The 26,153-nt window shown below is 56.6% G+C and carries 30 protein-coding genes, 2 tRNA genes and 1 pseudogene; 12 read left to right on the top strand and 21 right to left on the bottom strand.

Annotation, left to right across the window (positions count from 1 at the left end; genetic code table 11):
• Position 1 precedes the first annotated feature (1 nt).
• The 3 genes from SV253_02135 to SV253_02125 are packed head-to-tail and all read right to left on the bottom strand — an operon-like array spanning position 2 to position 2,528.
• Positions 2–487, bottom strand: coding sequence for a CBS domain-containing protein (locus SV253_02135; protein ID MDY6774877.1), 486 nt, complete (start codon positions 485–487; stop codon positions 2–4).
• Between the two features lie 7 nt (positions 488–494).
• Positions 495–1,583 (bottom strand): hypothetical protein, encoded by a 1,089-nt coding sequence (locus SV253_02130; GenBank protein ID MDY6774876.1) that lies wholly within the window; start codon positions 1,581–1,583, stop codon positions 495–497.
• 42 nt (positions 1,584–1,625) lie between these two features.
• On the bottom strand, positions 1,626–2,528 hold the full coding sequence (locus SV253_02125) for a permease (protein MDY6774875.1): 903 nt from the start codon (positions 2,526–2,528) through the stop codon (positions 1,626–1,628).
• Positions 2,529–2,626: 98 nt separating this feature from the next.
• On the opposite strand from SV253_02125, the gene SV253_02120 reads away from it, so the two are divergent.
• The 3 genes from SV253_02120 to SV253_02110 all read left to right on the top strand — a co-directional run bounded on the left by SV253_02120 (position 2,627) and on the right by SV253_02110 (position 5,708).
• Positions 2,627–3,571, top strand: coding sequence for an AEC family transporter (locus SV253_02120; protein MDY6774874.1), 945 nt, complete (start codon positions 2,627–2,629; stop codon positions 3,569–3,571).
• A 185-nt stretch (positions 3,572–3,756) separates the two neighbouring features.
• Positions 3,757–4,728 (top strand): 5-methyltetrahydropteroyltriglutamate--homocysteine methyltransferase, encoded by a 972-nt coding sequence (locus SV253_02115; protein MDY6774873.1) that lies wholly within the window; start codon positions 3,757–3,759, stop codon positions 4,726–4,728.
• Positions 4,728–5,708 (top strand): methionine synthase, encoded by a 981-nt coding sequence (locus SV253_02110; GenBank protein MDY6774872.1) that lies wholly within the window; start codon positions 4,728–4,730, stop codon positions 5,706–5,708. Before SV253_02115 ends, SV253_02110 begins: the two co-directional genes overlap by 1 nt.
• Before the next feature lie 5 nt (positions 5,709–5,713).
• Here SV253_02110 and SV253_02105 read toward each other — a convergent pair whose 3' ends face one another.
• The 3 genes from SV253_02105 to SV253_02095 are packed head-to-tail and all read right to left on the bottom strand — an operon-like array spanning position 5,714 to position 6,721.
• Entirely contained in the window at positions 5,714–6,064 is a 351-nt protein-coding gene (locus SV253_02105; GenBank protein ID MDY6774871.1) for a type II toxin-antitoxin system PemK/MazF family toxin, read from the bottom strand.
• Positions 6,065–6,080: 16 nt separating this feature from the next.
• On the bottom strand, positions 6,081–6,347 hold the full coding sequence (locus tag SV253_02100) for an AbrB/MazE/SpoVT family DNA-binding domain-containing protein (protein MDY6774870.1): 267 nt from the start codon (positions 6,345–6,347) through the stop codon (positions 6,081–6,083).
• A gap of 53 nt (positions 6,348–6,400) precedes the next feature.
• Positions 6,401–6,721 carry an FUN14 domain-containing protein gene (locus tag SV253_02095; protein MDY6774869.1) on the bottom strand — a complete coding sequence of 107 codons (321 nt, stop codon included), beginning with the start codon at positions 6,719–6,721 and terminating at the stop codon, positions 6,401–6,403.
• Positions 6,722–6,772: 51 nt separating this feature from the next.
• Here SV253_02095 and bluB point away from each other — a divergent pair, with 51 nt between their 5' ends.
• Together bluB and SV253_02085 are read left to right on the top strand one after the other, a co-directional pair.
• Entirely contained in the window at positions 6,773–7,444 is a 672-nt protein-coding gene (bluB, locus tag SV253_02090; GenBank protein MDY6774868.1) for a 5,6-dimethylbenzimidazole synthase, read from the top strand.
• Positions 7,445–7,711: 267 nt separating this feature from the next.
• Positions 7,712–8,818 (top strand): GTP-binding protein, encoded by a 1,107-nt coding sequence (locus tag SV253_02085; protein ID MDY6774867.1) that lies wholly within the window; start codon positions 7,712–7,714, stop codon positions 8,816–8,818.
• 30 nt (positions 8,819–8,848) lie between these two features.
• On the opposite strand, the gene SV253_02080 is transcribed toward SV253_02085, so the two are convergent.
• Entirely contained in the window at positions 8,849–9,727 is an 879-nt protein-coding gene (locus tag SV253_02080; GenBank protein MDY6774866.1) for a phosphoserine phosphatase, read from the bottom strand.
• Positions 9,728–10,061: 334 nt separating this feature from the next.
• On the opposite strand from SV253_02080, the gene SV253_02075 reads away from it, so the two are divergent.
• Positions 10,062–10,493, top strand: coding sequence for a hypothetical protein (locus SV253_02075; protein MDY6774865.1), 432 nt, complete (start codon positions 10,062–10,064; stop codon positions 10,491–10,493).
• Here SV253_02075 and SV253_02070 read toward each other — a convergent pair.
• Positions 10,490–11,752 carry a DUF92 domain-containing protein gene (locus SV253_02070; GenBank protein ID MDY6774864.1) on the bottom strand — a complete coding sequence of 421 codons (1,263 nt, stop codon included), beginning with the start codon at positions 11,750–11,752 and terminating at the stop codon, positions 10,490–10,492. The two genes, SV253_02075 and SV253_02070, sit on opposite strands and share 4 nt — an antisense overlap.
• 42 nt (positions 11,753–11,794) lie before the next feature.
• On the opposite strand from SV253_02070, the gene SV253_02065 reads away from it, so the two are divergent.
• Positions 11,795–12,484, top strand: a complete 690-nt coding sequence (locus tag SV253_02065; GenBank protein MDY6774863.1) for an undecaprenyl diphosphate synthase family protein — start codon at positions 11,795–11,797, stop codon at positions 12,482–12,484.
• A gap of 694 nt (positions 12,485–13,178) precedes the next feature.
• Here SV253_02065 and SV253_02060 read toward each other — a convergent pair.
• The 3 genes from SV253_02060 to SV253_02050 all read right to left on the bottom strand — a co-directional run bounded on the left by SV253_02060 (position 13,179) and on the right by SV253_02050 (position 14,884).
• Positions 13,179–14,087 carry an NAD(P)/FAD-dependent oxidoreductase gene (locus SV253_02060; GenBank protein MDY6774862.1) on the bottom strand — a complete coding sequence of 303 codons (909 nt, stop codon included), beginning with the start codon at positions 14,085–14,087 and terminating at the stop codon, positions 13,179–13,181.
• A gap of 276 nt (positions 14,088–14,363) precedes the next feature.
• Positions 14,364–14,437, bottom strand: a tRNA-Ile gene (locus SV253_02055).
• 54 nt (positions 14,438–14,491) lie between these two features.
• Positions 14,492–14,884, bottom strand: coding sequence for an FxsA family protein (locus SV253_02050; GenBank protein MDY6774861.1), 393 nt, complete (start codon positions 14,882–14,884; stop codon positions 14,492–14,494).
• Between the two features lie 156 nt (positions 14,885–15,040).
• On the opposite strand from SV253_02050, the gene psmB reads away from it, so the two are divergent.
• Genes psmB through SV253_02035 form a run of 3 tightly spaced genes read left to right on the top strand, consistent with a single transcriptional unit; the run spans position 15,041 to position 18,202 of the window.
• Positions 15,041–15,754, top strand: a complete 714-nt coding sequence (gene psmB, locus SV253_02045) for an archaeal proteasome endopeptidase complex subunit beta (protein MDY6774860.1) — start codon at positions 15,041–15,043, stop codon at positions 15,752–15,754.
• Positions 15,755–15,787: 33 nt separating this feature from the next.
• The gene (locus SV253_02040; GenBank protein ID MDY6774859.1) at positions 15,788–17,695 is read left to right on the top strand and encodes a beta-CASP ribonuclease aCPSF1; all 1,908 of its coding nucleotides are present in this window, start codon (positions 15,788–15,790) and stop codon (positions 17,693–17,695) included.
• A gap of 9 nt (positions 17,696–17,704) precedes the next feature.
• Positions 17,705–18,202, top strand: coding sequence for a hypothetical protein (locus SV253_02035; protein ID MDY6774858.1), 498 nt, complete (start codon positions 17,705–17,707; stop codon positions 18,200–18,202).
• Here the strand turns inward: SV253_02035 and SV253_02030 are convergent.
• The 4 genes from SV253_02030 to SV253_02015 all read right to left on the bottom strand — a co-directional run bounded on the left by SV253_02030 (position 18,195) and on the right by SV253_02015 (position 20,518).
• On the bottom strand, positions 18,195–18,905 hold the full coding sequence (locus tag SV253_02030) for a heptaprenylglyceryl phosphate synthase (protein ID MDY6774857.1): 711 nt from the start codon (positions 18,903–18,905) through the stop codon (positions 18,195–18,197). The two genes, SV253_02035 and SV253_02030, sit on opposite strands and share 8 nt — an antisense overlap.
• 42 nt (positions 18,906–18,947) lie before the next feature.
• Positions 18,948–19,187, bottom strand: a complete 240-nt coding sequence (locus SV253_02025) for a hypothetical protein (protein MDY6774856.1) — start codon at positions 19,185–19,187, stop codon at positions 18,948–18,950.
• A gap of 4 nt (positions 19,188–19,191) precedes the next feature.
• Positions 19,192–19,266 (bottom strand) — tRNA-Thr (locus tag SV253_02020).
• Between the two features lie 34 nt (positions 19,267–19,300).
• Complete coding sequence (locus SV253_02015) at positions 19,301–20,518, bottom strand: phosphoglycerate kinase (protein ID MDY6774855.1); 1,218 nt, start codon at positions 20,516–20,518, stop codon at positions 19,301–19,303.
• Between the two features lie 75 nt (positions 20,519–20,593).
• On the opposite strand from SV253_02015, the gene SV253_02010 reads away from it, so the two are divergent.
• Both SV253_02010 and SV253_02005 read left to right on the top strand, forming a co-directional pair.
• Positions 20,594–21,361, top strand: a complete 768-nt coding sequence (locus tag SV253_02010; GenBank protein MDY6774854.1) for a DUF502 domain-containing protein — start codon at positions 20,594–20,596, stop codon at positions 21,359–21,361.
• Positions 21,362–21,392: 31 nt separating this feature from the next.
• The gene (locus SV253_02005; GenBank protein ID MDY6774853.1) at positions 21,393–21,821 is read left to right on the top strand and encodes a hypothetical protein; all 429 of its coding nucleotides are present in this window, start codon (positions 21,393–21,395) and stop codon (positions 21,819–21,821) included.
• 62 nt (positions 21,822–21,883) lie between these two features.
• Here SV253_02005 and yciH read toward each other — a convergent pair whose 3' ends face one another.
• The 6 genes and pseudogenes from yciH to hisD form a co-directional block, all read right to left on the bottom strand.
• Positions 21,884–22,177, bottom strand: coding sequence for a stress response translation initiation inhibitor YciH (yciH, locus tag SV253_02000; GenBank protein MDY6774852.1), 294 nt, complete (start codon positions 22,175–22,177; stop codon positions 21,884–21,886).
• An 8-nt stretch (positions 22,178–22,185) separates the two neighbouring features.
• Positions 22,186–22,425, bottom strand: a complete 240-nt coding sequence (locus tag SV253_01995) for a 30S ribosomal protein S28e (GenBank protein MDY6774851.1) — start codon at positions 22,423–22,425, stop codon at positions 22,186–22,188.
• Positions 22,426–22,486: 61 nt separating this feature from the next.
• Positions 22,487–22,648, bottom strand: a pseudogene (locus tag SV253_01990) (anion permease).
• A gap of 63 nt (positions 22,649–22,711) precedes the next feature.
• Positions 22,712–23,542, bottom strand: a complete 831-nt coding sequence (locus tag SV253_01985; protein ID MDY6774850.1) for a pantoate kinase — start codon at positions 23,540–23,542, stop codon at positions 22,712–22,714.
• The gene (gene aspS, locus SV253_01980; protein MDY6774849.1) at positions 23,542–24,831 is read right to left on the bottom strand and encodes an aspartate--tRNA(Asn) ligase; all 1,290 of its coding nucleotides are present in this window, start codon (positions 24,829–24,831) and stop codon (positions 23,542–23,544) included. Before aspS ends, SV253_01985 begins: the two co-directional genes overlap by 1 nt.
• A 7-nt stretch (positions 24,832–24,838) precedes the next feature.
• Positions 24,839–26,101 (bottom strand): histidinol dehydrogenase, encoded by a 1,263-nt coding sequence (hisD, locus tag SV253_01975; GenBank protein ID MDY6774848.1) that lies wholly within the window; start codon positions 26,099–26,101, stop codon positions 24,839–24,841.
• Positions 26,102–26,153: the final 52 nt, after the last annotated feature.

The raw sequence follows: 26,153 nt of genomic DNA, 5'->3' as shown, positions 1-26,153 counted from the left end.
TCTAGTCGACTATACCTTCGAGTATGTCCTCTCGCGTCACAATTCCGACGAAGTCGCCGTCCTCGTCGAGAACGGGAAGACGGTTGATGCTGTAATTCACCATGAGATGAGACGCATCTTCGACTGTGTCGTCCGCCGACGCCGTCTTGACGTCACGTGTCATGACGTCTCTCACGGGCATCTCTCCTATGTCTTCGAGCTCTTCCTCTATTATGTCGTGTCTCTCAAGCCACTCTCTGAGAGGGAACGCTCTGAGGGGAAGCTCTATCGCCTCAAAGGGTGACGGAAGCCAGATGTTCTTCTCCTCCTCCTTCGTGTCTATGAGATCGAGAAGGTCAGCCTCGCTCACCACTCCGAGGACGACGTTGTCCTCTACGACGGGCATCCCGCTCACGTCGTTCTCGCGCAGACTCCTAGCCACCTCGCTCACTGTCTCGTCGGGCGAAGCCGTAACGACGTCGGTCTCCATCACCTCACTGACCTTCATGTCTGAGTCAGTCGACCCTCTCGGCGTCGTCACGTACCTCGACTTCGTCGTTTGTCGAGCCGTCCGCGTCTGTCTCCATATCCGTGCCTGCACCCGTCTCTACGTCAGCGCCCTCGTCTTCCTCCTCAGTACGTGCGGCGACGAGTGCGCCCTTTGCGACGCTGTACAGGGGATCCTCTGCCTGTCTCACCCTGCTGATCGAGAAGGGTATGTCGGCGTTCGAGAGGCTCTCCTCGAAGAGCTCCTCGAATCCGCGTGGACTCGACGTTCCCCCCGTGACGACGACTGGGACATCGAGTCCTTCCTCTATGTCCTCCTCGTCGACCTCCTCCTGTATGTTCTCGATTATGTAGTCTATGAGGTTGTTGTAGTAGATAGAGAGAGCGCCCTCGACCCCGCCGACGTCGGTTCTGAAGTCGAGCTTGAAGTCGTCCTCCTTTATCGAAGTGACCTTATCGACGGGTGTTCCTGTCGCACTCGCTGCCTCTTCGTCTATCCAGTCGCCACCTCTCGCTATCGAGAACTTCATCACGGGGACTGCGTAGTACGCGAGACAGACGTTCGTCATTCCCGCGCCGAAGCTTATTCCTAATCCAGTGAAGTTGTGGTCGGCTAGCTCGGAGTAGATCACAGCCATTCCCTCGTTGATCGGCTCGGGGTCGTATCCTATGTCACCGAGGAGTGATTCGAGAGTTTTCTGGTGATACAGAGTCGATATGTCGGAGTCTATGGGATCGGCGGGGGTAGAGTAGTAGAGACGTTCGTTGTGTCTCCTCGGCTCGCCGACGACCTGTTCGGTTATGAGCTTGATCATTGGGATAGCCGACTTCTCGTCGCTCGAAAGTATTCCGTGCTGCATCGGCCGGCGCGTCTCCTCGTTAAATATATTAGCGAAGTTGAGGGCGTCGTCGCCGACTACGTAGACCTGGTCGTCCTTCCTAATGTGGAGAACATCGCTTCTCGACAGCATCCGCTCCGCCATGTCGCTGTGCTCTATCTCGACGAAGGAGTTTCTCTGCTGTACGAAAGCTGTCTCGTCTCCGTCCTGGCGGGACGAGATAATGTTCATCGTCCCGACGTCCAATCCTTTTGCCATGCTCCCAAGATACGTCTCGGGATTAATAAAAGTAACTTACAGTTAAGTCAGCCATCTCCTGATTCTGTCGACGAGTCCCCCGGAGTCTGTTTTTACTCCTCCCACTCCCTCCGATCCTGACTCCGCGTCTCCCTGGTTACGGAGCTGTCTGAGAGCCTCCGTCTGGTCGTCGGTGCTCCCACCTTTCGCCTCCTTTGTCTCACCTCCCTTGAGATTCTTGAGTCCCGAGACAGCCTCGTCGACAGCGGAACCCGACGCCCTCGTCTCCTCGGCGTCGACGTCAAACCCCTGTCCGCTTATCTCCGTGTCAACATCGAGGCTGAGACGTTTGGTCTCCTTCTTTTCGACTCCTCCCCACGATATCTCGGTCGTACTCATTGCCTCCTCTATGTCGCTCTCGACGTCTTCTTGTGAGACCTTGGGTCTCGTATCTGTCTCAGTCTCCGACTCTTCGGATCGTTCGCCTACCCCACGTGCCTTTTCGAGATGGTGGGCTATCAGAGCCGCTCCAGTCGACGACACCACGAGCGCGAGACCGACTGCGTAGACCGAGACAACACGCGCAGTCACAGACTGATCGACGTTGAAGTTCGAAGGATAAGACGAGGCGAACATCACGACACCCACGACACAGACAGCGGTTCCCGTGACTGCGGCGTATACGGCGCGTTTTCTCACAGGCAGGAGAACCGCTACTCCGAGCATCACTAAGGGAAGGCCCACGATAGCCATGCTGATCGATGTCTCACGCAATGTCCAGTAGAGGTCTGAGCCGACCTCGGTCGCGGTGCTCGGAAGGAAGATCACTAGACCCAGAAGACCCAGAGCAATTCCGCCGAGGAATATTCCGAAGCCTGCGTAGACATCGGTCTTGGCGTCGGGCTCGCCTATGTAACGCAGGTACCAGTCGAAGAGGACGTTGTCGGGAAGTTCGTCTCTGTCCATCTGTTAGATGGAGTCTATTGCTCTGGGCGATTATTAATAGTTACGGCGGCATGGGTCGAAATCAGTCGATTCTTGTTACTCCCCGACGACTCAACTCCGTGTCACTCGTCTCTGCGTTCACGACTGCGATAGCCCCAATACTCGGTATAACAGGTGTCGGCTATCTCCTCGGAACCAGGTTTGAGATAGACGTCGAGTCTGTAAATACTGTGGCGCTCTACTTCTTCGTCCCGGCTCTCGTTTTCCACAGCCTCACAACTACCGACCTCGGGGGTCGTGCGGTCGCCAGCCTCTCTGTCGGGGTCGTAGCCTACGCACTCGGAATGATGTCTCTCGGATACGTCGCCTCGAAGATACTCGGCGAGCCACGGTCGGTCGCGAGCGTCGTCGTGCTTTCGAGTGCCTTCCCCAACTCGGGATTCATAGGAGTTCCTCTCTCTGAGTTCGCTTTCGGCGAGGTAGGACGTACTACTGCGGTACTCTTCCTCACCGTACAGAACCTTCTAGTCTATACACTCGGTGTCTACGTCGCGTCGTCGGGAACCGCCGACACCCGAGAGAGCCTGATCGAGATTCTGCGTCTCCCTCTAATATATGCGGTCGTTGCCGCAGTCATCGTGAGGTACCTCGGCGTACTCCCGTCGGAATCGGTGATGGAGACGGTACGTCTCGTCGGCGACGCCTCGATACCCCTGATGCTCACAGTCCTCGGCGTCCAGCTAGTCGACGTAGACCTCGGTAGAACGTCGTTTTCACGTATAGCCCTCCCGACGTCTCTCAAGCTAGTCGTCGCACCCGCCGTCGGCTTAGTCATCGCGTCAGCCGTCGGATTCGACGACCCTACTGTAGCAGATGTCTTCGTCCTCGAATCAGCGACCCCCGCGGCTGTCATACCTCTCGCTCTCACGATAGCCTACTCCGACCTCGACGACGAAGACGTCTCGCCGCCCGAGTACATGAGTACAGTGATACTCGTCACCACAGTCGGGAGCATCGTGACTCTCACTCTTCTCATAACAGCTCTGAGGTCGAATCTCCTCTGAGACAAAGGAACAGTATTATACTCGTCCTACACTATTTTCCCACATGAGAACTCAGTACAGAGGGGATACAGAATGAGCGAAAATGACATCATTTTCGAGATCATCACGAGAACAAGTTCTCGTGTACCCGTGAATCTTCGATTCACGACCATCGAAAATCCATCCGTCGGGGAGGGATTTTCGAGATGAGCGATATAGTAGGGACTACAGCGGGATACTTCCCGCGACCCGACTACGTCATAGAGACCCTCAAGGAGCACGAAGGACACCAGAAGGAAGGACTCGACCCCGAGGTCGAGAGGCAACTCGAAGAGACATTTGACAAGGGACGCAAGGAGGTCATCGAGGTACAGGAGGACGCCGGACTCGAACTCGTGACCGAGGGACAGTTAGCGTGGGACGACATACTCGCCTTCCCCGCGACACGTATCGACGGTATCGACATGAAGGGGATCATACGGTTCTACGACAACAACCGTTACTACCGACGCCCGATGGTCGAGGACGAACTCGGACACTCGCAGGGTCTCACAGTCGACGAGTACGAACACGCAGTCGAGATAGCCGACTCGGAGGCGAAGGCTGTGATGGCGGGAGCCTACTCGCTAGCCGACCTCTCTGACGACGACTACTACGGAGACGAGGACGATTACCTCGCGGGGTTCGCAGACGTCGTCAACGCCGAACTCGAAGCACTCGTCGACGCGGGTGCCGAGACTATACAGCTCGACGAGCCGTCTCTCATAAACGCCACCGACGACGAGGTTCAGAAGGCTGTCGAGACGGTCGAGAGATCACTCGAGGGGATCGACGCCGAAGTAATTGTCAACACCTACTTCGGAGACATAGCAGACGTCTATCCTGACCTTCTCGATGCGGTCGACGGGATAGGAATAGACGTCGTCGCCGGAGACGACAACATAGACGCAGTCAATGAGTACGGAGCCCCCGAGAGTCTCCAGATCGGCTGTATGAACTCACGTAACACACGTCTCGAGTCGGTCGACGAACTCGTCTCGTCTGTCAACGACGTCTTAGACGCCGGATCGCCCGAGACAGCCTACGTCGCGCCGAGTGCGGGACTCGACTTCCTCCCGTGGGTCATCATGGAGGACAAGGTCGAACGTCTCGGAGAAGCAACACAGGAGGTAAGATAATGTACGACGACAAGCTCTTTCCCACTACAGTAATCGGAAGCTACCCCAAGCCCAAGTGGCTCAACGCAGTGAACAGACTACACGAGGACGATGACTTCTCCGACGAACGTCTTCAGGAGGCAGAAGACGACGCCGTCCGCGTAGTCATAGACGAACACGAGGACGCCGGAATCGACGTCCTGAGCGACGGTGAGATGCGACGTGAGGAGATGGTTGAGTTCTTCGCAGAGGAGATTCCCGGCTTCGAGTTCAACGGTCCCGTACGTGTCTGGGGTAACAACTACTACGACAAGCCGAGCGTAGTCGAAGACCTCGGAGAGCCGGGTCCTATGCTCGTAGACGAGTACGAGTTCGCGCGTGACGTCACGAGTGAGCTCCACGCCGTCAAGGTTCCGATCACAGGACCCTACACGATGACCGACTGGGCTTTCAACGAGGTCTACGAACGTGACGAGCTCGTGATGAAGCTCGCCGACATAATGAACGACGAGCTCAAGAGACTCGCCGACGCGGGCGCGGAGTACATACAGATAGACGAGCCCGCTCTCTCGACACGTCCCGAGGACATCGACCTCGTCAGAGAGGCAACCGCGGAGGTCGTCGACGGTCTCGATGTCGAGAAGACCTTCATGCATGTCTGTTACGGCGACTTCTCGACGATCTACCCCGACATGCTCGACTTCGAGATCGACCAGTTCGCACTTGAGTTCGCCAACAACGACTTCGAGTTCGTCGAGACTCTCAAGGAACACGACTTCACGAAGGAGCTCGGATTCGGCTGTCTCGACGTCCACGACGCATCGGTCGAGTCAGTCGAGGAGATAAAACAGAACATAGAGAAGGGTCTCGAAGTCGTGCCGCCCGAGGATCTCTGGGTCAACCCCGACTGTGGAGTCAAGCTGCTTCCGAGAGACGTAGCCTACCAGAAGATGAAGAACATGGTCGACGCCGCCGACGAGCTCCGAGAGGAGTACGAGTAGTAGACTCAGAACTGAGTCAGTCCCAGACTGTACTCCAGAGACGAGTCAACTTCGTCCATCTTTTCGTCGGATACGGAACCTATCTTATCCCGTATACGGTGTTCTACGGACACAGTACGTATCTGGCTACAGTCTACGACTGAGTCTTCTTTTAAGGGCGATTCGTCAGCCGATACGAGAACCTCGAACGGATAGATACTGTCATAAGAAGTACTGAATGGAGCGACTATGGTAGTCGGCGCGTTTCGGTTACCGATGTCATTCTGAACTACCAGACATGGACGTGTTCCGCGCTGTTCGGAGCCCCGAGTCGGGTCTAACTCGGCTATTATTATGTCTCCACGTTGAATACGCACCGTGTTTACCATTACATTACCATTCGGGCGCGTCACCCAGGTACTCGTTAGCCTCCTTCGAAACACCTTCCATCTCCTTGGCGATCTTCTCCGAGCGATCCGAGACAGATCTGTATCCCTCGGCGAGCCTCTCACGTACCATGTGTTTCTCGACTACTATCTTACCGTCTTCCTCGTGAACCACGACTTCGTCACCACCGTGGATGTCGAGCTTCTCGCGGAGACTCTTAGGGAGGGTTATCTGTCCCCGCTCGCCGACCTTACGTTTCTCCGACTCACTCATACATATTCATACTGTATTCATATCCTTAAGACTTAGGACAGTGGCGAACCCCGTCACCCCTTCTTGAACCCGATGTAGGTTCCTGCGGCGAATCCGCCGCCTATCGGAACCGCACTCGCGAGACTCGTGACGTAGCTAGCGGCTTCCCCGACGTTCTGTGTACCCGTCGAGGTCAGGTTAGCGGTTCCGTCGGCGAGTGCGTCCCAGTTGACCGACAGGACGCCTTTCGTCTCTAAGAAACGGAAGAGGGCGAGCTCTGCACCTATTATGATTGCTATCAGCTTCGCTATCTTCTTTGTCGCATAGCCTATCACGAAGCCGAGTATACCCCCGCCTCCGAACTCCAGACCCATCTGGAAAGGATCGAGCTCCATAACTCGGCTTCGTACCGCGTCTTTAAACTACTTTCTCATGGAAATACATCTATGACGAGCTTCACAGACGACGAGATAGACTCCTTTCACCGTCTCGTGAGGTCGAGACGTGACATACGGCGTTTTCGGAGCGATGAGGTTCCCGACGACGTCTTGGAGAGAATGCTCGACGCCGCCCACCACGCCCCGAGCGTGGGCTTCTCACAGCCGTGGGACTTCGTTCTCGTCGAGGACGACGACAAGAAGTCGGAGATAAAGGACGTCGCCGAACGTGCCATAAACGCAGCCGAGGAGGCGTACCGCGAACCCAGAAAGTCGGAGTTCGGACGTCTCAAGCTCGAAGGCATAGAGGAGTCTCCCGTCAATATCTGTGTGACGTGTGACCCGACGAGGGACGCTCCTCACGTCCTAGGAAGGAACTCGATGAGACGCGCCGACGTCTACTCGACGTGTCTCGCCGTCCAGAACCTCTGGCTCGCCGCACGTGCCGAGGGCGTCGGAGTCGGATGGGTGAGCTTCCTGTATCCCCACGAAGTCAGGGAGATACTCGGTATACCCCACCACGTCGAACCGATCGCGTATCTGTGTGTCGGATACCCCGAGGAGTTCCCCGACGAGCCGACGTTACAGAAGGAGGGATGGCGTGAGAGGATCGACCTCGAAGACCTCGTCCACAGAGGGTCTTGGTCGTCAGAGAATGACGGAGGATCAAATCGGACATAGATAACGTAGGTGCGCACAGACACAGACAAAGGAGATTAATACCTCGGCGTCGTACTCTCCCGTGCGCGTCATAAATCCCTCCGTTGACTACGCACTCGCGCTGGATGAGACGGGGAGAACCCTGACGTGCGATATGCCCCGCACGAGGGTTCACCGGAGCCGACAGAGGACTACCAGAGGATGAAGCTTCGGAGTTAGTGTACGGGGCTATACCTTACTAACTTTTCCCAGTCTTAATGTTTCACTGCTAACTATACCGACTACGGAATGGGACTTCAGGAAGAGATCCAGGAGATAGAGGAGGAGATCGAGAACACTCCCTACAACAAGTCGACAGAGAAACACATAGGACGTCTCAAGGCTAAGCTCTCGAAGCTCAAGGACGAGCTCGCACAGAGGGAGTCGGGGAGCGGCGGCGGTGGGGGATACAACATACCCAAGACGGGAGACGCTAGGGTCGTTCTCGTCGGCTTCCCGAGTGTCGGAAAGTCGACTCTTCTCAACCAGATCACGAACGCAGAGAGTGAGACGGGGTCTTACGGCTTCACTACGTTGGAGGTCGTCCCGGGTATGCTCAAGTACAGGAACACCGACATACAGATACTCGATGTCCCGGGTCTGATAGAAGGAGCGAGCGAGGGACGCGGCGGAGGAAAGGAGATTCTGAGCGTCGTGAGATCCGCCGACCTCCTCGTCTTCATGGTCGACGTCTTCGAGCCCGAACAGTACAAGACACTCCACGACGAGCTATACGAACACGGAATACGTATAGACGCCTCGCCCCCGCGTGTCAAGATAAACAGGAAGGACAGGGGAGGCATAGACGTGAGGAAGTTCGACGACGTCGAGATAGACGACGAACTCGTCGAGAGCATCTGTGAACAACACGGCATAGTCAACGCGTCTGTCGTCATAAGGGAAGACGTCACAGTCGACGAACTCAACGACGCCATCCTCGACAACCGCGTCTACGTCGACTCCGCCGTCACCGTCAACAAGATGGATCTCGCCGACCCATCGACTGTCGAGAGGACACGTGAGAAGCTCTCGGAGTACGGAGTTGACGACGCCGTCGGCATAAGCGCGAAGGAAGGCAAAGGCTTAGACGCGTTCAAGGAGATGGTCTTCGAGTCGCTCGATCTCATCAGGATCTACATGAAGCCACAGGGCGGCGACCCCGACTACGACGAGCCGATGGTCGTCAGGGAGGGTGCTACCGTCGGTGACCTCGCCTCGAAGATACACGGCGAAGCCGAGGAGCGTTTCCGTTACGCCAAGGTCTGGGGAGACAGTGCCAAACACGACGGTCAGCAGGTTGGCGAGGATCACGTCCTCAGCGACGAGGACGTCCTCTCAGTTATAATGAAGAAGTGAAAAGTAAGCTGTCTGACTACGCTGTATACACTACAGAAGACCTGCCTTCTGGAGGAGCATGAGGTCGTCGGTGTCGAGTGTCTCGCCCTCCTTGAACTTCTCGTAGACCTCGCGTGCCTGTTCCTTCGCTATCTCCTTCTCCTTCTCCTTCTCGGATCTCTTCTCCTTCTCCTCCTTCTTGTCGAGCTCACGGAGGCGTTTCTGAACCTTCACGAAGTTCTCGTGGTGCTCGTCGGCGGCTTCCTGAGCCTCGACGAAGCTCTCGTGCATCTCGTCGGCTTCCTCACGTACCTCGTCAGCCTTCCTGTACGCCTCTATCATCTTGTCGTGGTGCTCCTGTGCGTCGTCGGCTGCCTGAAGCACCTTCTCGTGAGCCTCACTCGCCTTCTCACGTGCTTCCTCGGCTTCCTCACGTATCTCGTCTATGTCGCCCGTGTCGTCTAACTTCTCCTTCTTCTTGTTGTACTTCTCGCGGAGGTTCTCTATCTTGTCTATGAGCTCGCTCTCCTCGTCGGACTCAAGAACCTCTGTCTGCTGTCTGAACTCGAGCTTCTCTATCTTGTCCTTGAGCTCCTCAAGAGATTCGTCGTTGTCCATGTCGAGCTCCTCCTTCTTCTCCTCGACCTCGTCGAAGAGCTCGTTAGCCTTCTCGTTGAGCTCGTTCCTCTTGTCCTTGTACTCCTGAACCTTCTCGTTGAGCTCGTCCCTCTTCTCACGGTGCTCCTGAGCCTTGTCTACGAGGTCACGAGCCTTCTCGTTGAGCTCGTTCCTCTTCGAGGCTCTCTCGCTCGCAGTCGAGTTGAGCTCGTTCCTGCGGTCTCTCAGCTTACCCGCGAGCTTGATCAAGTCTCCCTTGTTCTTGTTCTGAATCTCTTCTTCGTCTACTTCGATTGTTTCTATCTCAGACATGTCTGATCACTCTGTTCTTATTATCTGTCTGCGGTACACATCGGCGTAGGCGTAGCTGTTCGTGTCTGTGCTCGTACGACGTCTGGGTAGAACAGTCTCCCCTCAGTCTCAGTCTGGTCTGTATCTGCGTCAGCTCCAGTTATACGAGAACGTGTCGTGTTCATCTATCTATGCGCCGAACGTGTTCCGTTCTAAACCAGTATAACCGTCTCAGAACTTTAAAAGTTTCGCATGTTAAAGGTGTGAAAAGAGTTGTCATGCGCCCTGTTACTGCATAACACACCACAGATGTGACGCACAAAGAGATATATTGGTTCGGGACTACAGCCACTGTGTGTCGAGACTCAGGAAGAGGGCTTTCCGTGTGCTCGTGGTCGAACTCGTCGTAGCTCTCCTCTTCGTAGCCGTCTTCGTGGGCGCGCCCGGCTTAGTCACCGACAGGATCGGCGAACACGCCGAGATACGTGTCGTCAACCACGATACTGTCTCACACAGGGTGGACGTATCAGTTGAGACATTATTCGAGAACGAGAACACGGTAGTCTTCGAGAGGTCTTACAGGGTAGCCTCAGAGTCGGCTGAACACACCGCAGACACGAGGATAGGATCGGGCAGCTACGTCCTGACTGTGGAGTCCGACTCCTCCGAACGTCTCAGACGTAACTTCGAGGTCGACTGTAACCCCACCGTGGTAACCGTCGTTGTCTCCGAACCGCCGACTGACTCGACAGACTCACTAGACGTCCGTCTGACTCGGAACTGCTAAAGTAAGTAGAGAACTGCTGCCCCGACGCCTCCCGAGGCTGTGGCTGCGAAGTTGACGCCAGTGTTGTTCATCAGACTCCCCTCTACTGTCGCCCCGAGTACCGAGTCGATGTGTGCTCCTAAGATACCACCCAGACCGACGAATACGAGTACAGCAGTCTCGACGGGAACTACACCGAGCACCGCCGAGACAGCCGCGACGAAGACACTCGCTGCGACGGTGACCACCTCACCTTGGAGGGTTACTCCCCCGTCAGTGCCCGGCGAAACCTTCTCGAAAGTCGTTATCAGACGCGGAGTCTCGTGAACTGATCCGATCTCACTCGAAAGCGTGTCGGCTGTCGCAGTCGCTAGGCTTCCTGCGAATACGAGCTTTGCTATCTCGCTGATGGGATCGCCGAGTCCGAGACCGAAGACGACTACGGCTACCAGACCCACAGCCGAGTTGGCGAGGACGTTCGTGGCTCCTCGGGCTCCGTCGTTCTCCTCGGCGACCCCCATCTCTATCTTGTCGTCGTATCTGTACCTCGTTGAACCCGCGCCTAGAACGAAGAAAAGCATTAGAACTCCGAGCCAGCCGAAGCCTCCGGCCACCGAGGTCACGAAGCCCACGACTGTTCCCGTGAGGGCTCCTGTGACACTCGCCGCGCCTATGTAGTACGAGACACACGCGAAGGCTGCCACTGCGGCGAAAGCGACACCGACGCCTTCTCCCGTCACCTCGGTTTCGAGGCTACGTGTGACCCAGATCGCCGCGGCTGAGCTTACCGCCATGTACGACGCATTGCCTCTACTGAGTCTCCGTTTGCCCTCCGAAAGACCGAATCCGACAGTTGCCGCGACGAGGACACCCACTGTAACAACGAAGAAGGCTTCCGAAACAGACACCACGAGGGGCGAGACTACGACCCCCAGGACGCCTGTGACACCTCCTGCTGTGACGAAGGCTACGGGAGACCAGACGCTCTTTCTCCCCAGAGACCGAACACCGAAGTCGCCGGCTACGACCCCGAGTATAGATCCGGTGACTCCGACCTGGGGCAGACCGAGGAAGTAGGAGAGAAGAGATATGCCGAACGCGGCGAATCCGAGTGACATCGCGTCGTCGGTGGCTTGGGTTTCCCACGACGGAGACCTCGAAGCGAATCCCGCGAAGCCTATTAGAGCGAAGGGGAGAAGAGAGAGCTTTCCGAGGTAGGGCGAGGCGAGTCCCAAGACTCCGACGACGGCGTACAGTCGTGTCTTGGGAGGCAAGCGCATGTAGAAGCTATATAAGCCGTCGCACTTTATAATTCCGATAACGTGTACGTCTATGACCGTCTCCTCGAACGTAAGGTCAGAAGACGTGGTACACCTGACCACGTAGCCGTAGTCACGTCGGGCTCCGACCTCCTCGACGGTGGCTTCGAGACTGTCTCGGATCTCCTCGGCTGGTCCTCGGATCTCGGTGTCGAACGCGTCAGCCTCTATGTTAGCATTCCCGAGGGCACATCTGATTCCGACTCTAACCCCGCCTCCGATCCCGATCCTGATCCTGATCCTGATTCCGTTCCCGATTCCGACAGACTACACGACGGCTTCGGTACTTTGGAGACCGACGGTATCAGTATCGACTTCGTAAGCCGACACGCGGATGAAGTCGACACCGAGACACGTGAGACCGACGGGACGGAGTTGGACGTCAGGGTCTCTCTGGGTCTCGGAGGACGCAACGAGTTCGTCGGTGCACTCAGACAGATGGCGCGCGAGGTAGAGGACGACGAACTCGATCCCGATGACGTAGACGAGGAGACCATAGAGAGACATCTCGTCTTCAAGGGTGAGCCCGACATGATGATAACCGGAAACGACCGACTCTCCGACTTCATGATCTGGCAGTCGGTCTACACAGAGCTGTACTTCGCCGACTTCTCGTGGGACTCGCTCAGGAAACGCGACCTTCTACGTGCATTCCGAGAGTTCCAGGACAGGGAGAGACGGTACGGGAAGTGATCGTCGTCGGGACTGGATCGGAATTCGGGATCAGCACAAGATAGCGCGGAGCCCCCTTCCTCAACGAGCAGCGCAGAGAGCCCAGGCTCTCAAGCAGCGTTAACGAATCGCGTAGCGATTCGTTCGCACACCAGAAATCGAAGATTTCTGGGGACGTTAACGAGAGCAGAGCTCTCGTTCGCACATCAGACCGCGAAGCGTTCTGAGGACGTTCAGAAATCAAAGATTTCTGTGATGCAGAAAACTCGTAGAGTTTTCTAGCACAAGCAAATCTTCGATTTGCATACGCAGTAGGGAGGGGAGGAGCGCGTCCCATCCTCCACCAACACTTTTCTCTGGACTCGGTTAACTCCACCACTACATAGTAGTAAAACATTTAACTGTATAAAACGATAGATACTGATAGTGAGGGAAGCAACGCCGAAGTCCCTGAGAACAGAACAGTTCTTGGGATCGGCCTCGGCGTCGCATACCTTACTCCTACTCCGTCGCAACCAGAACGGCGGCGACGGAGGCGCACCCGTAGACGTCGCGCTAAATGGCGGGACGATGACCGTGAACGTGTAAGTACTGATGCCCCTTCGACGGGGAGACAGGCCTCTCCGTTGGTTCATAGCCATAGAACGGAAGTCCACGTCAAAGCCCCATCCCTCCACGAGCAAGGGTTTGCCCGAGCGAAGTAGGGTGGGGTAGTTTACGGAAACTCCCTCAGGCTCTTGTGTATGTCGAGTCCCGCCTTTGCGCCCTTTCCGACACCTATCGGAATCTGGTTGTTCTCGTCTGTGACGTCTCCGACGGCGTAGAGACCGTCGATGTCTGTCTTAGCGTCGTCGTCGATCACGGCGTAGCCCGAGTCGTTGAGTTCGGCTCCGAGGCTCTCGAGTATCCCGTTGTTGACCCTACCGCCTAGCATCGCGAAGCCTCTGTCGAACTCCCGCGACTCGCCGTCTTCGAAGACGAGACGTTCGAGGTGTTCGTCTCCCTCCGCACACTCTATCTCCTTCTCGACGACATCTATCCCGTTCGTCTCGATCTTCTCGGAGTACTCTTCGCTCAACTCGGGAGTCTCGCCGTTCGTGAGAAATGTGACGTCGTCTGTGAAGTTGAGAAGAATGAGTGCGACGACTGCGGCGTGGTCGTCGTCGCCTAAGACGAAGACGTCCTCGTTTATACATAGATGGGCGTCACAGTGGAGACAGTAATGCACCTCGTGTCCGTTGAAACGTCCGAGTCCCGGAACCTGGGGGAATACGTCCATCATCCCCGTCGCGACGACGAGCGAACGCGAAGTATAGACGTCACCGCTGTCCGTCTCGACGTGGAAGACGCCGTCTTCCTTCGTCGCGTCGACTGCCTTGTCGTGGACGAACTCGCCTCCGTGTTTCTTCACCTGGTCTATGCCGACCGACTGTAAGTCCTCGCCCGTGTTGTCGTCGGTCACTCCTATGTAGTTGTGGACGTGGCGTACCTGGTTTATACGTCCGCCGCCTTTGTCTATCACTAACGTCGGATGGTTGAGACGTGACGTGTAGAGTGCGGCTGAGAGTCCGGCTACTCCTGCGCCTATTACGATGTTGTCGTAGTCAGGATCAGTGTTCTGCATCTGTGTTATACTTGGAGCGTCGTAAAGTTACAGTTACTGTTTTAGATTCAGCTGAGGACTCAGAGGACACCGAGCAATACCGCGGATGGATCTATTCGTAAATTGAAGATTCATGAGTCCGCAAAACCGAAGGTTTTGGGCCAGCGCGGATTTGAACTACGGTCACTTTGGTTCCCTAATTCAAATCCGCTTGTCCCATTCGCTTCCTCACTGCGTTCAGTCTCTCATGGGCCATTCTTAAATCGAAGATTCATGAGTCCGCAAAACCGAAGGTTTTGGGCCAGCGCGGATTTGAACCGCGGACCTCCCGGTTATCAGCCGAGCGCTCAACCTAGCTAAGCTACTGGCCCTCAGATCGAAGTTTGGACGACTCTCGTTTTAAGCTTTCTTTTTCCGCTCCTGTCCTAATACGTCTCGACGTGGACGTAGCCCTGCTGTGCCTTCCGTCTGAAGTACGACTGGACGAACCTTCTGAGGGGCGGACGTGTGAAAGGGAGTAGGAATACGAAGCCGGCGGTGTCGGTGATGAGTCCCGGGGTCGCCAGAAATGCCGCGCCAGCGATTATGAGAGCGCCGTCGGTGAGTTCGTCCGACGGAGACGCTCCCTGCTGGAGCCTGTGCTGTATCCTTCGGAGGGTCTGTATTCCCTGAGACCGCGCGAGGTAGGCTCCTGCGACTCCGGTGAGTACGACCACCCCGAGTGTCTCCAGAGGACCTATGACGTCGGCTATCCGTAGTAGGAGAAGCAGGTCGACAAACGGTATTACTGTGAAGACGAGTAGGAGACGTCCGAGCATATATGATAAATGGCTCTCATGTAGAAGAGGCTTGTGACTGTGACTGTGGCTGTCGCCGTCTTCGTCAAGAAATTTTAAATAGTCGGCATCTCTAAGTACGACATAGTTCTGAGTTTTGATGAGACAGACTACCCAGCTAAGGAGAGACGAGATATAATGATGAACCCTAACAGTAACAGAACAGACAGAGACACACCTACAGTCACACCAAGCGGAATCGAGCTAGACGCACCCGCTAACAGGCAAGGCATAGACGAGGAGGACATCGCCGAGGGAACCACGACGATAGGACTCACGACCGAAGATGCCGTCGTGCTTGCGACCGAGAGACGTGCGAGCATGGGCAACCTCGTCGCGAGCAAGACAGCGAAGAAGATCTACCAGGTCACCGACACCGCGGGTCTCACGATAAGCGGAGGCGTCGGAGATGGCCAGAGTCTCGCTAAGACTCTCAAGATCGAGTCGAACCTCTACGAGACACGTAGGGACAAGTCGATATCCATGAAGGCGCTCGCGAGCATGGCGGGCAACATAATGAGGTCGATCCGTTTCTTCGTCGTCCCCATACTCGGAGGTGTCGACGAAGACGGACCCCACGTATTCACACTCGACCCCGCGGGAGGAGTCATGGAGGAGAACTACGCCACGACGGGCAGCGGCTCCGTGATCGCGTACGGAGTCTTAGAGGACAAGTTCTCCGAGGGTCTCTCGGTCGAGGAGGCAAAGAGCCTCGCCGTCAGGTCGCTCCAGAGCGCGATGGAGAGAGACACTGCGAGTGGAAACGGAATTCTTCTGTCTACTATAACTCCCGACGAGGGATTCGAGATGGTAGATGAGGACGAGATCGAAGAGATAATAGAGGAGCTGTAGACTCGGCTTTTTCTCCCTCCGCCGTAGACAAACATGAACGCCCAAGACGAGCTCGAAGACATCAAGAGACAGATCGAGAAAGAACTACCAGCAGGCGTCGGTGTGAGTAACGTCGAGTACGAGGGTCCGGAGCTCGTGATCTACACGAGTGACCCCAAGAAGTTCGCACACGACGGAGACCTAGTCCGCCAGTTGGCTAGAAAGCTCAGGAAACGTATTACTGTACGTCCCGACCCCAGCGTCTTAGCTGAGCCCGAGACGACACGTGACGAGATAGAGGATATAGTCCCCGACGAGGCGGGAATCACCGACTACGAGTTCAACCCCGACCTCGGAGAGATCACTATAAAGGCGAAGAAGCCGGGTCTCGTGATAGGAAAGAACGGATCGACATTACGTGAGATCACGCGCGCTACGGGATGGACACCCGACGTCGTCAGGACGCCTCCTATAGAGTCGAGGACTGTGAGGGACATACGGCGTTACCTCAGACACGAGAGCGACGACAGGAAGGAGTTCCTGCGTAAGACGGGTAGGAGGATACACAGGGACACCACGTCGGACGAAGAGTGGGTACGTGTCACCTCGCTCGGCTGCTGCCGTGAGGTCGGAAGGGCGTCTTTCATACTCTCGACTCCCGAGACGCGTGTCCTCATCGACTGCGGTGACAAGCCGGGTACCGACGAGAGTCCACATCTCGAAGTCCCCGAGGCGAACCCTCTCAACCAGTTAGACGCAGTGGTTCTGACACACGCACATCTCGACCACTCCGCCCTGATACCCCTCCTCTACAAGTACGGCTACGACGGTCCCGTCTACATGACACCCCCGACGCGTGACCTGATGGGTCTTCTCCAGCAGGACTACCTCGACGTCGCCGCGAAGGAGGGTAGAACGCCGCCCTACACGAGTGAGATGGCTAGGGAGGCGATAAAACACAGTATCACACTCGAATACGGTGATGTCACCGACATAGCCCCTGACATCAAGCTCACCTTCCACAACGCGGGACATATACTCGGAAGCGCGGTCGCACATTTCCACATAGGCGACGGACTCTACAACGTCGGATTCTCGGGTGACATACATTACAAGGACACACGTCTCTTCAACGGTGCTGTCAACGACTTCCCACGTCTCGAAACACTCTTCCTCGAGTCGACCTACGGAGGCAGGAACGACATACAGCCGTCGAGGGACGAGGCGGAGAAGAAGCTCAAGAACGTCATAAAGAGGACAGCCGACAGGGGCGGAAAGGTTCTGATACCCGCGTTCTCGGTCGGAAGGTCACAGGAGCTAATGGTCGTCTTGGAGGAGGCTATGCGGAACGGCGATATACCCGAGATGCCCGTCTACCTCGACGGAATGATCTGGGAGGCGACAGCGATACATACCGCACACCCCGAGTACCTCAACGACGACCTCAGAGACCGTATCTTCCACGAGGACGAGAACCCGTTCCTCGCTGACTACTTCGAACAGGTCGACGAGGGAACCGAACAGAGACAGGAGATACGTGACGGAGACCCCGCCATAGTCCTCGCCACTAACGGCATGATGGCGGGAGGTCCCGTGATGGAGCATCTCCAGTTCCTCGCGCCCGACGACGAGAACTCGCTCGTCTTCGTCGGATACCAGGCAGCCGGAACTACCGGACACAGCATACAGTCGGGACGTGACGAGGTTCATGTCTCGGGCGGAAAGGGTAGGTCTGACACTGTCAAGATAAACCTAGAAGTCACTACGGTAGAGGGATTCTCGGGACACGCCGACAGGGACGGTCTCGTCAAGTTCGTCGAGACGATGAACCCACGCCCCGAGAAGATATTCACCGTCCACGGCGACGAGTCGAACACGAAGGATCTCGCGTCGTCGCTGTACAAGAAGTTCAACATGAGAACCATATCGCCGATGAACCTCGAGACCTACAGGTTCATATAAATATAAAAAATGAAGCTCTCGGAGGACACCGTAGAAGAAGTCAGACGTGAGGTCGTCGACGACGCCGACGATATAACGCGTCTCATAAACTTCGCACGCCGGAAGCTCGGCGAGGTCTTCGACCAGGACGTCAGAGATGTCACCGAGGACGAGGTCATAGACGAGTTTGAGACGGTTCTTGAGGACGAAGATCTCGCGGTCAACCTCGCCGCACTCGTGAAACTCGGAGAGGGTCTCGAAGTCGAGAACGACTACGACGGCTTCATAGTAGACGAGATCATAGGTAGAAGAATCGCTTCTATGATAGCGGGCGACGACCCACATCGTACACTCGCCGAGTCGACCTTCCATTACATCGACGTCTACACTGAGGAGGTGGTGGGTGACTCGGATAACAGAGACGAGGAAGCCACGACCACGACTGCGGGATACGACGACGTACTCGCGGGGATAGCCGCGGGGATACAGACACGTCTTCCGGGATGGGACTGGGACTCTACTACTTAGACTGAGACTTAGACTTAGCTCCCTCGACGGTCTGTCTCAGAGCCTCGACGCCCTCGTCGTAGACGGCGTCTCCGACTATTACTGTGTCGGCGTACTCCGCCATCTCCTCCGCCTTCTCGTAGGAGTCTATTCCTCCGCCGTAGAAGAGCGCGGCGTCGTCGAGAGCCTCCGAGACCTCCTCGACTACGTCGGGGTCTCCGTAGGTTCCCGAGTACTCGACGTATATGATAGGCAGGTTAAACGCCTTCTCGCCGACGACTGCGTAAGAAGCGACGTCGTCGGCATCTATATCGGTGTAGGAGTTGGTTAGCTCAGCCACCGCGCTGTCGGGGTTGAGAACTATGTATCCCTCCATCGCTGTCCGATCCCACCGTATCTCGTCCCTCTGATCCTTGACCCACTCCTTGTGGGCACCCGTGACCCAGAGGACGTCTCCCGCGTTGAGAACCGTCGGAACGAAGACCCAGTCGACGTCGTGTACCACGGCGGAGGGATTCGAGGGTTCGAGTGTGAGAGGGACTTCCTTCTCCCTCAGAACCTCTGTGAGTGTATGTATCTTCTCCTCTGTGATCCTCTGTGTACCTCCGACCATTATAGCGTCGGTACCCGACTCACACACCTCGACTATCTCGTGTCGCTCTATCTCCTTGTCGGGATCTAGCTTAGTGACGTGGTCCCAGTCGTTCCAGTCGCCGAAGTTCATGGATCTGAGTCAGTCTCCGAGATAAAAAGAGTTGACTATATTTTACTCGTCGAATATCCTCCTGTCGATAAACCAGAAGATACACGCGCCTATGAACTGGGTTATCACGAGGTTGATCTGAACCGGAAGCTTGAGAAGGTCTAACATAGTCATAGGCAGCATCATCACGAGAGTAGAGAGCTGCCACCTGCCGTGGTAGATGAGGTATCTCTTCTTCTCACCTTCTGGAACCGGCAGACGGCTCATAACTGACGACGGCAACGATATGTCAGAAGTCGACATAGACAGCCTCGGGAGGGATTTGAACCCTCGACATAGTCCTTACAAGGGACTCGCTCTGGCCAGTCTGAGCTACCGAGGCACTCGCTCTACTACAAGATTCGTGTACAACGGCTTTAAGCTTTTTCTTCGCGCCGACACAGAGCCTCTACGGCGGGAAGCTTCTCCCCCGAGAGGAAAGACGTCGCCGCGCCTCCGCCCGACGAGATGTGGTCAAAGCCCTTGACGTCGAGTGCGTCTATCGCCGCCGAGGTGTCGCCGCCTCCCGCGACCGAGAAGCCCGCCTCAGACGCGGCTTCGAACACCGCCTCGGTGCCACGTGAGAAGGGCTTCTTCTCGTAGACACCCGGAGGACCGTTTACGACGACTGTTCCCGCGTCCCTCAGAATCTGTGAGTAACGTGCCATCGTCTCGACGCCTATGTCGAGAGCCTGTGACTCCGCCGGAAGCTCGTCGACTCCGACCTCGATCCTCTCGCCGTCTCTCTCGACTGCGACGTCTATGGGTATCTCGACACAGTCCTCGAACTCGTCGAGTATATCCTTCGCGTCGTCGACGAGACCGTAATGCCCCTCGTCCCGGAGAAACTCCTCTGTCTCGTCTCCGACTTCGATGCCCTGAGCGATCAGGAAGATGTTGCCCGCGATTCCGGATATAAGAACCCTCTCGGCGCGGTTCTTCGAGAGGACGTTACGAGTGACCTCGACTGTGTCGACGGGCTTTCCGCCTCCGAGAGCGAAGACTCTGGGCTTCTCGGAGTCAGTCACTCCCCCGAGTATACGTAGCTCCTTCTCCATCAGATCCCCGGCGTAAGACGCGAGACGACGCGGGAAGCCCACGAGAGAGGGCTGGGAACGGTGTGCCGCAGAGAACGCGTCGTTTACGTAGGCGTCGAATAGGGGTGCTAGCCTCTCGACCTCGTGTGTCTTCGCCGCCCTCTCGGGCTCCATCGACATGTACTCCTCCGAGTAGAAACGCACGTTTTCGAGGAGGAGAACGTCGCCCTTATCGAGTCTCTTGATCTCCTCGCGCGCGCTCGACCCGAAGACGCTGTCGACGTATCCCACGTCCCTCTCGTTCGGGAGGAGTCTCCCGAGTCTCTCGGCGTGTCTTTCGAGTGTGGTGAAGTCGTCCTTGCCCGGACGTGACTGGTGGGCTAAGAGGACGAGAGACGACTCGGAGAGACGTCTTATGCTGTCGAGATGTCCGCGGAGCCTCTTGTCGTCGAGTATACGTCCCGTCGCGGGGTCTATCGGCGAGTTGAAGTCGACGCGCATCAGAACTCGTTTGCCCGTAGCTTCGAGGTCGTCGAGAGAGGACGGAGATGACTTCATTGTCTTATCGTATCTCTTTGTGTGATTATACCTTATGGTAGTTTTTTATCCGTCGCGTCCGTGTCTCGAACCACAATGTCCCTGTCGAGAGAGATACGTAACGGATTCATAGCGGGTCTCGCACTCCTCGCACCCCTCGCAGTGACTCTCTTCGTCCTCAGGTTCATCTTCACGAGGATAACCGGCTTCGTCCAGCCTCTCATAGAGATAACCGCCCTCACGAGTTACACAGCCAACATAGAGATAGTCGCACAGGTGGTCGGCGCTCTGGTTCTGGTTTTCTTCGTAACAGTCGTCGGCTTCGTCGCCACGAAGGGGTTCGGTCAGACTGTCTTCGCCGAGTTCGAACATCTCATAGAACGTATTCCAGTAGTGAGCCCTATCTACTCCAGCGTACGTCAGGTCTCGGACGCCCTCATGGAAAGGGACACGAGGTACGACACGGTCGTCGTCGTCGAGTGGCCTCGGAAGGGCGTCTACACTATGGGATTCGTCACCAATGACAGCCCCGACGAGATAGAGGAGGCTGTCAACGACCGTGAACGTGAGAGATGGAAGAGCGGTGACGAACACGTCACAGACGAGGATCTCTACAACGTCTTCATACCTATGAGTCCCAACCCCACAGCGGGCTTCCTGTCTATGGTACCCGAGTCACGTCTCACTGAGGTCGACATACCCGTCGAGAAGGGTCTCAGGATGGTTCTCACGACGGGAATGACCGGAGACGGCGACCACGACCACAGCCACAGCCACAACGACAGCCAGAGTACCGACTTCCCCGACTTCGGCGTTTCGTCTGATGACGTTTCGTCCGACGAGACACAGTCCGAAAGGAGTTAAGTTAAGGAGACTCGGTAACAAGGGTCAAAGCATGGACGTCACGGATATCACGCGTAGGATACGGTTCGGACACGTCACTCTGATACTCGGATTCGTGGGCGCCGCGGTCTCGTACTCACAGACAGCGCCGACAGAGCTCAACGAGTCGACAGTTAGTCTCTCGGTCTTCGCGTGGACACTCATAGCGACGTGGGTGAGTGTCGAGTTCTACAAGGGTAAGCTCGTCGAGGAGAAGGAAGACCTCAAGAGATGGAACGAGGACTGGCGCGCGACCGTGATAGATTACAGGAACGAGAACCAGGAGCTTCAGGCTGAGAACGAGGAGCTACGTGACAGTATAAAGGAGATCACGCGCGAGAACCACGAGCTAAAACAGAGGCTCGACGACCAAGATGCCGTCGGCGACGCCTCCGAAGACGGAGAGACGTCGGAGTCGGACGACGCCGAGGCTATCGAGTAATACTGAAGCAAAGCAAAAGCACAAAACAGAACAGACGTCTAAATTAGTAGTCTTATTCTAAGCTAAGAGACGTTGAAGCCTTCTTCCTTGAGAAGATCCTCGACCCTTCCCTCGTGGTTGCCCTGAAGCTCTATCGAGCCGTCCTCGACAGTACCTCCACACGCTAACTGTTTCTTGAGCTTCGTGGCTATCTCACTCACGTCTATGTCGTTGGGATCGAATCCCTCCACAATAGTTACTTCCTTTCCGTATCTCCTTTCGTCGACTCTCACCGAGAGAGCCTGTGACTCCTTTGCGACGTCCTCACATACACAGAGTTCGTCGGGTAATCCACAGGTTGGGCAGACCTCAGGCATTATCTACGTTATACGGGTGCCGACAGCGACTTGGCTTCTCTCGCCGTCTCCTTGAGCATGAGTACGTCGCCCTCACGCACCGGACCCATCGCGTTACGCGTGAGTATACGACCCTTGTCGCTTCCCTCTAGGACGCGCGCTTTGACCTGCATCGCCTCTCCGTGCATCCCTGTCTTACCTACTACCTCTATGACTTCCGCAGGAGTCGCGTCCTGGCTTTGCTGTGACTCTTCTCCTTCTGTGGACATTCTCGTGGGTACATAGTGAGAGGGGGGCGATAAGGGTTACGCTTACTAAGCCGTCCTAGTCTCAGACCAGAACTCCGAGTATCCTCCTCGAAACCACGAGGAGAAGAGCCGTCGCCACGACTACCATCACGACGTCGAGGACTCCACCCGCGCGTAACATATGTCGTCTGTCGATGTAGTCGGTTCCGAAGACTATCGCGTTCGGCGGGGTCGCGACGGGAAGCGTATCCATACTCTCCACTTCAGTTCTACACCGGTCTGAAGGGTTAAAAAGACCCGTTACGAGTTATGACAGAAGACGCGCGCCTTCGTCGTCTATCCGTGTCGTCTCGTCGAATACGTCTTCTTCTTCGCCGTCGCCGCCGACCCCGAAGACTGTCTCTCCGAGCATAGCCATGCTGGCTACTCCGCCCGCGTTCTCTATCTCTTCGACATATGTCTCGACCTCGTCGGTTACGAGACCCGTCTCGCGCGCGAACTCCCACGAAACCTCGATCAGACCCTCGACAGACGGCTTCCTCAGAACCTCGTCGAGAGCCTCCTCTCCCGCTTCGTTGATCCTCTCCATAGTCTCGTCGTCGCTCAGGACATCGGAGGTGTCGAGGCTTCCGAGGACGGTATAGCCTATCAAGTCGTCCTCGTCGTGGTCTATCTTCCCGAATGTCCCGAGCTCGGGTGCGCCTTCTTCTACCCTCGTGACTATTCCCCCGAGAGACTGAGGGACTACGTCACCGAGCCCTGTCCCTGACTCGACGTCTGCGACGTGTGCCGCCGAGACTACCTGCGACCGTTCGAGTTCGAGACCGAAGACCTCGTTCGCGGCGAGTCCCGTCGCGACTGCTGCCGCGCCGCTCGCACCGAATCCACAGCCGAGGGGGACGTCGGTCTCTATCTCGACCCGCGCCTCAACCGACATCATCTCCAAGACGCGTTCGACGGGCTCGAACTCGACTTCGTCGTCTTCGAGTACCACGACTGTCAAGTCCGCTTCCTCTACGTCGACTGTGACGCCGTCTTCTATGGCTATCCCCGCTCCCCTCGACCCGGTTTCGAGAGGGTCGTCGTGGACAGCAGACGAGAAGAAGCCGGTTATGTGTCCGGGCGCGAAGCCTCTCATTAAGGCTGTAGTCTCTGACGGTCGCGCGGGAACAGAACCGCCTCACGTATGTTGTCGAGTCCGAGCATCGTCATTATGAGACGTTCGAGACCGAGTCCCCATCCGGCGTGGGGAGGCATTCCGTAACGGAAGGCGTCGAGGTAGTAGTCGAACGACTCGGGTTCGAGCCCCTGTTCGGCGATCCCGTCTCTGAGACGGTCGTAACGGTGCTCACGCTGCGCGCCGCTCATCAGCTCCATCTCGGGATGCATCATGTCGAACGCCTTCGCGGTCTCGTCTTCCTCGTTCTCCTGTACGTAGAAGGGCTTTATCTCGGCGGGCCAGTCAGTGATGAAGTAATGTTCGCCTATCTCCTCGCCTATGGCGTGTTCCGCCTCGGTCGTGAGGTCGTCTCCCCATTCGAGGTCCGCGCCGTTCGAGTTGGCTATGTTGAGACAGTCGTCATAGGTAAGGTACTCGAAGGGCGTATCGGGGACTTCGATGTCGACACCGACTGCGTCTAACTCGTCGTCACATTCCTCGACGACCCTCTCGTACGCCGCGACTGTGACGTCCTGACAGATCTCCATAGCGTCTCTGTCGTCTATGAACGCGCTCTCGAAGTCGACGCTGGTCGCCTCGTTGAGATGGCGCGGTGTGTTGTGCTGTTCCGCCCTGAATATAGGACCTATCTCGAAGACGCGTTCGAGCCCCGAGCCCACCATCATCTGTTTGAAGAGCTGAGGCGACTGGTTGAGGAATGCCTCGCGCTCGAAGTAGGTCATAGGGAAGAGGTCTGTTCCGCCCTCTGTCGCCGTCGCGACTATCTTCGGCGTGTTTATCTCGGTCGCTTGCTGTGCCCGGAACTCTTCCCTGAGAGCGTCGAGTATCTCGGCGCGTATCTCGAATATAGCCTTGATCTCGGGCTTCCTGAGGTCGAGGTAACGGTTGTCGAGCCTCGTCGGAAGCTCGGCGTCGACCTTTCCGCTCGGGTCGAGTGGAAGCTCGGGCTCTGCCTCGTTGAGAACTTCTATTGAGTCGGGGAGTATTTCGAGTCCCGTAGGAGCGCGTTCCTCCTCCTCGACGGTTCCGGTTACAGCGACTACCGACTCGCGGTTGAGCGACTTGCCCTTCTCTATGACGTCCTCGTCGACGACCTCATCCTTGAGCTTTATCTGTATCTTGCCCGAGGTGTCACGTAGTATCACGAAGGCTATGCCCCCGAGGTCACGTACCTCGTGAACCCAGCCCTTTACGGTGGTCTCCTCACCGGCTTCGAGGTCGCCGGCATATGTTCTGTCTGAACTCATTTTTCAACTAATCGTCCTCGCGCGTCCTTAAGTCAACCGACTTGGCGTGGGCTGGGAGTCCCTCCTCGCGCGCGAGTGTGGTTATGGTGTCGGCGAGGCTACCCAGTCCCTCCTTCGACAGCCTCTGGACTGTCACGCCTTTGACGAAGTCGTCTACGCTCAGACCTCCGTAGAGACGTGCGTTTCCCGAGGTCGGGAGGACGTGGTTCGTACCCGTGGCGTAGTCGCCCGCGGCTACGGGAGTGTAGTTACCCAGGAAGACCGATCCGGCGTGTCTGACGCGGTCGAGGACTTCTTCGTCGTCTTCTGTGAATATAGAGAGATGCTCGGGAGCGTACTCACGCATCAGATCGACGCAGTCGTCGAGGTCTCCGTAGAGAACCGAGGAGTCGTCTACTACTTGGCTCGCCGTCTCACCCCTCTCCATCTCGCCCATCTGTGTCTCGATCTCGTCCTCGATCTCGTCGGCGATACTTCGGCTCGTCGCCACGGCTAAGACGCTCGCGTTCGGGTCGTGTTCTGCCTGTGCGAGCATGTCGGCGGCTACGAACTCGGGCTCGGCTGTCCCGTCTGCGACGACACCTATCTCGCTGGGTCCTGCGGGGAAGTCTATGAGGACATCGCCCTGTACGAGCTCCTTCGCCGCCGTGACGTAGATATTCCCGGGTCCGACTATCTTGTCGACCCCCTCGACAGAGTCAGTGCCGTATGCCATCGCTCCCACAGCCTGCGCGCCGCCTATCTCGTATACCTCGTCCGCGCCTGCTAAACTCAGGGCGACGACTGTAAGGGGCTCGGGACGCGGCGGCGTACACGCTATGACACGTTCTACCCCCGCGACCTTAGCGGGTATCACTGTCATGAGTGCCGTAGACGGATACGCCGCGCCTCCGCCGGGGACGTAGGCTCCTACGGAGTCGAGGGGAACGAAACGTCTCCCGACCTCTATGCCCTCGTCGGTCTCTTCGGTGTAGTCCTCACGCACCTGTTTCGAGTGGAACTCCTCGATTCTCTCAGCCGCCTCGTCTACGGCTTCGAGGACTCCGTCGTTGACCTCGTCGAACGCCGCCTCTATCCTACTTTCGTCCACAGTCGGAGAGTCGAGATCTACGTCGTCGAACTTCGAGGTAAACTCCTCGACTGCGGCGTCGCCTCTCTCTCTGACCTCCTTGAGTATGTCGCCGACGTCGGGCACGACACGGTCGGTCTCTGTAGACCTGTCGATAATCTGGTTCCTTTCGTCGGGACTCAGGTCGGATATCTGTCGCATACGTCCTAATCATCTCTCGTCTCCTAACGGCTTTCGGTGTTCTCACACTCTA

It is taken from the genome of Candidatus Afararchaeum irisae (assembly GCA_034190545.1).
Taxonomy (GTDB): Archaea; Halobacteriota; Halobacteria; order Halobacteriales; family Afararchaeaceae; genus Afararchaeum; species Afararchaeum irisae.
This window is presented reverse-complemented; position numbering and strand designations above follow the sequence as displayed.

Excerpts from the sequence above, each read along its gene's own strand:
- SV253_02135 (MDY6774877.1), bottom strand. The coding sequence starts at position 487 with ATGAAGGTCAGTGAGGTGATGGAGACCGACGTCGTTACGGCTTCGCCC.
- SV253_02130 (MDY6774876.1), bottom strand. The coding sequence starts at position 1,583 with ATGGCAAAAGGATTGGACGTCGGGACGATGAACATTATCTCGTCCCGC.
- SV253_02125 (MDY6774875.1), bottom strand. The coding sequence starts at position 2,528 with ATGGACAGAGACGAACTTCCCGACAACGTCCTCTTCGACTGGTACCTG.
- SV253_02115 (MDY6774873.1), top strand. The coding sequence starts at position 3,757 with ATGAGCGATATAGTAGGGACTACAGCGGGATACTTCCCGCGACCCGAC.
- SV253_02110 (MDY6774872.1), top strand. The coding sequence starts at position 4,728 with ATGTACGACGACAAGCTCTTTCCCACTACAGTAATCGGAAGCTACCCC.
- SV253_02100 (MDY6774870.1), bottom strand. The coding sequence starts at position 6,347 with ATGAGTGAGTCGGAGAAACGTAAGGTCGGCGAGCGGGGACAGATAACC.
- SV253_02095 (MDY6774869.1), bottom strand. The coding sequence starts at position 6,721 with ATGGAGCTCGATCCTTTCCAGATGGGTCTGGAGTTCGGAGGCGGGGGT.
- bluB (MDY6774868.1), top strand. The coding sequence starts at position 6,773 with ATGACGAGCTTCACAGACGACGAGATAGACTCCTTTCACCGTCTCGTG.
- SV253_02085 (MDY6774867.1), top strand. The coding sequence starts at position 7,712 with ATGGGACTTCAGGAAGAGATCCAGGAGATAGAGGAGGAGATCGAGAAC.
- SV253_02080 (MDY6774866.1), bottom strand. The coding sequence starts at position 9,727 with ATGTCTGAGATAGAAACAATCGAAGTAGACGAAGAAGAGATTCAGAAC.
- SV253_02070 (MDY6774864.1), bottom strand. The coding sequence starts at position 11,752 with ATGCGCTTGCCTCCCAAGACACGACTGTACGCCGTCGTCGGAGTCTTG.
- SV253_02060 (MDY6774862.1), bottom strand. The coding sequence starts at position 14,087 with ATGCAGAACACTGATCCTGACTACGACAACATCGTAATAGGCGCAGGA.
- SV253_02050 (MDY6774861.1), bottom strand. The coding sequence starts at position 14,884 with ATGCTCGGACGTCTCCTACTCGTCTTCACAGTAATACCGTTTGTCGAC.
- psmB (MDY6774860.1), top strand. The coding sequence starts at position 15,041 with ATGATGAACCCTAACAGTAACAGAACAGACAGAGACACACCTACAGTC.
- SV253_02040 (MDY6774859.1), top strand. The coding sequence starts at position 15,788 with ATGAACGCCCAAGACGAGCTCGAAGACATCAAGAGACAGATCGAGAAA.
- SV253_02035 (MDY6774858.1), top strand. The coding sequence starts at position 17,705 with ATGAAGCTCTCGGAGGACACCGTAGAAGAAGTCAGACGTGAGGTCGTC.
- SV253_02030 (MDY6774857.1), bottom strand. The coding sequence starts at position 18,905 with ATGAACTTCGGCGACTGGAACGACTGGGACCACGTCACTAAGCTAGAT.
- SV253_02025 (MDY6774856.1), bottom strand. The coding sequence starts at position 19,187 with ATGTCGACTTCTGACATATCGTTGCCGTCGTCAGTTATGAGCCGTCTG.
- SV253_02015 (MDY6774855.1), bottom strand. The coding sequence starts at position 20,518 with ATGAAGTCATCTCCGTCCTCTCTCGACGACCTCGAAGCTACGGGCAAA.
- SV253_02010 (MDY6774854.1), top strand. The coding sequence starts at position 20,594 with ATGTCCCTGTCGAGAGAGATACGTAACGGATTCATAGCGGGTCTCGCA.
- SV253_02005 (MDY6774853.1), top strand. The coding sequence starts at position 21,393 with ATGGACGTCACGGATATCACGCGTAGGATACGGTTCGGACACGTCACT.
- yciH (MDY6774852.1), bottom strand. The coding sequence starts at position 22,177 with ATGCCTGAGGTCTGCCCAACCTGTGGATTACCCGACGAACTCTGTGTA.
- SV253_01995 (MDY6774851.1), bottom strand. The coding sequence starts at position 22,425 with ATGTCCACAGAAGGAGAAGAGTCACAGCAAAGCCAGGACGCGACTCCT.
- SV253_01985 (MDY6774850.1), bottom strand. The coding sequence starts at position 23,542 with ATGAGAGGCTTCGCGCCCGGACACATAACCGGCTTCTTCTCGTCTGCT.
- aspS (MDY6774849.1), bottom strand. The coding sequence starts at position 24,831 with ATGAGTTCAGACAGAACATATGCCGGCGACCTCGAAGCCGGTGAGGAG.
- hisD (MDY6774848.1), bottom strand. The coding sequence starts at position 26,101 with ATGCGACAGATATCCGACCTGAGTCCCGACGAAAGGAACCAGATTATC.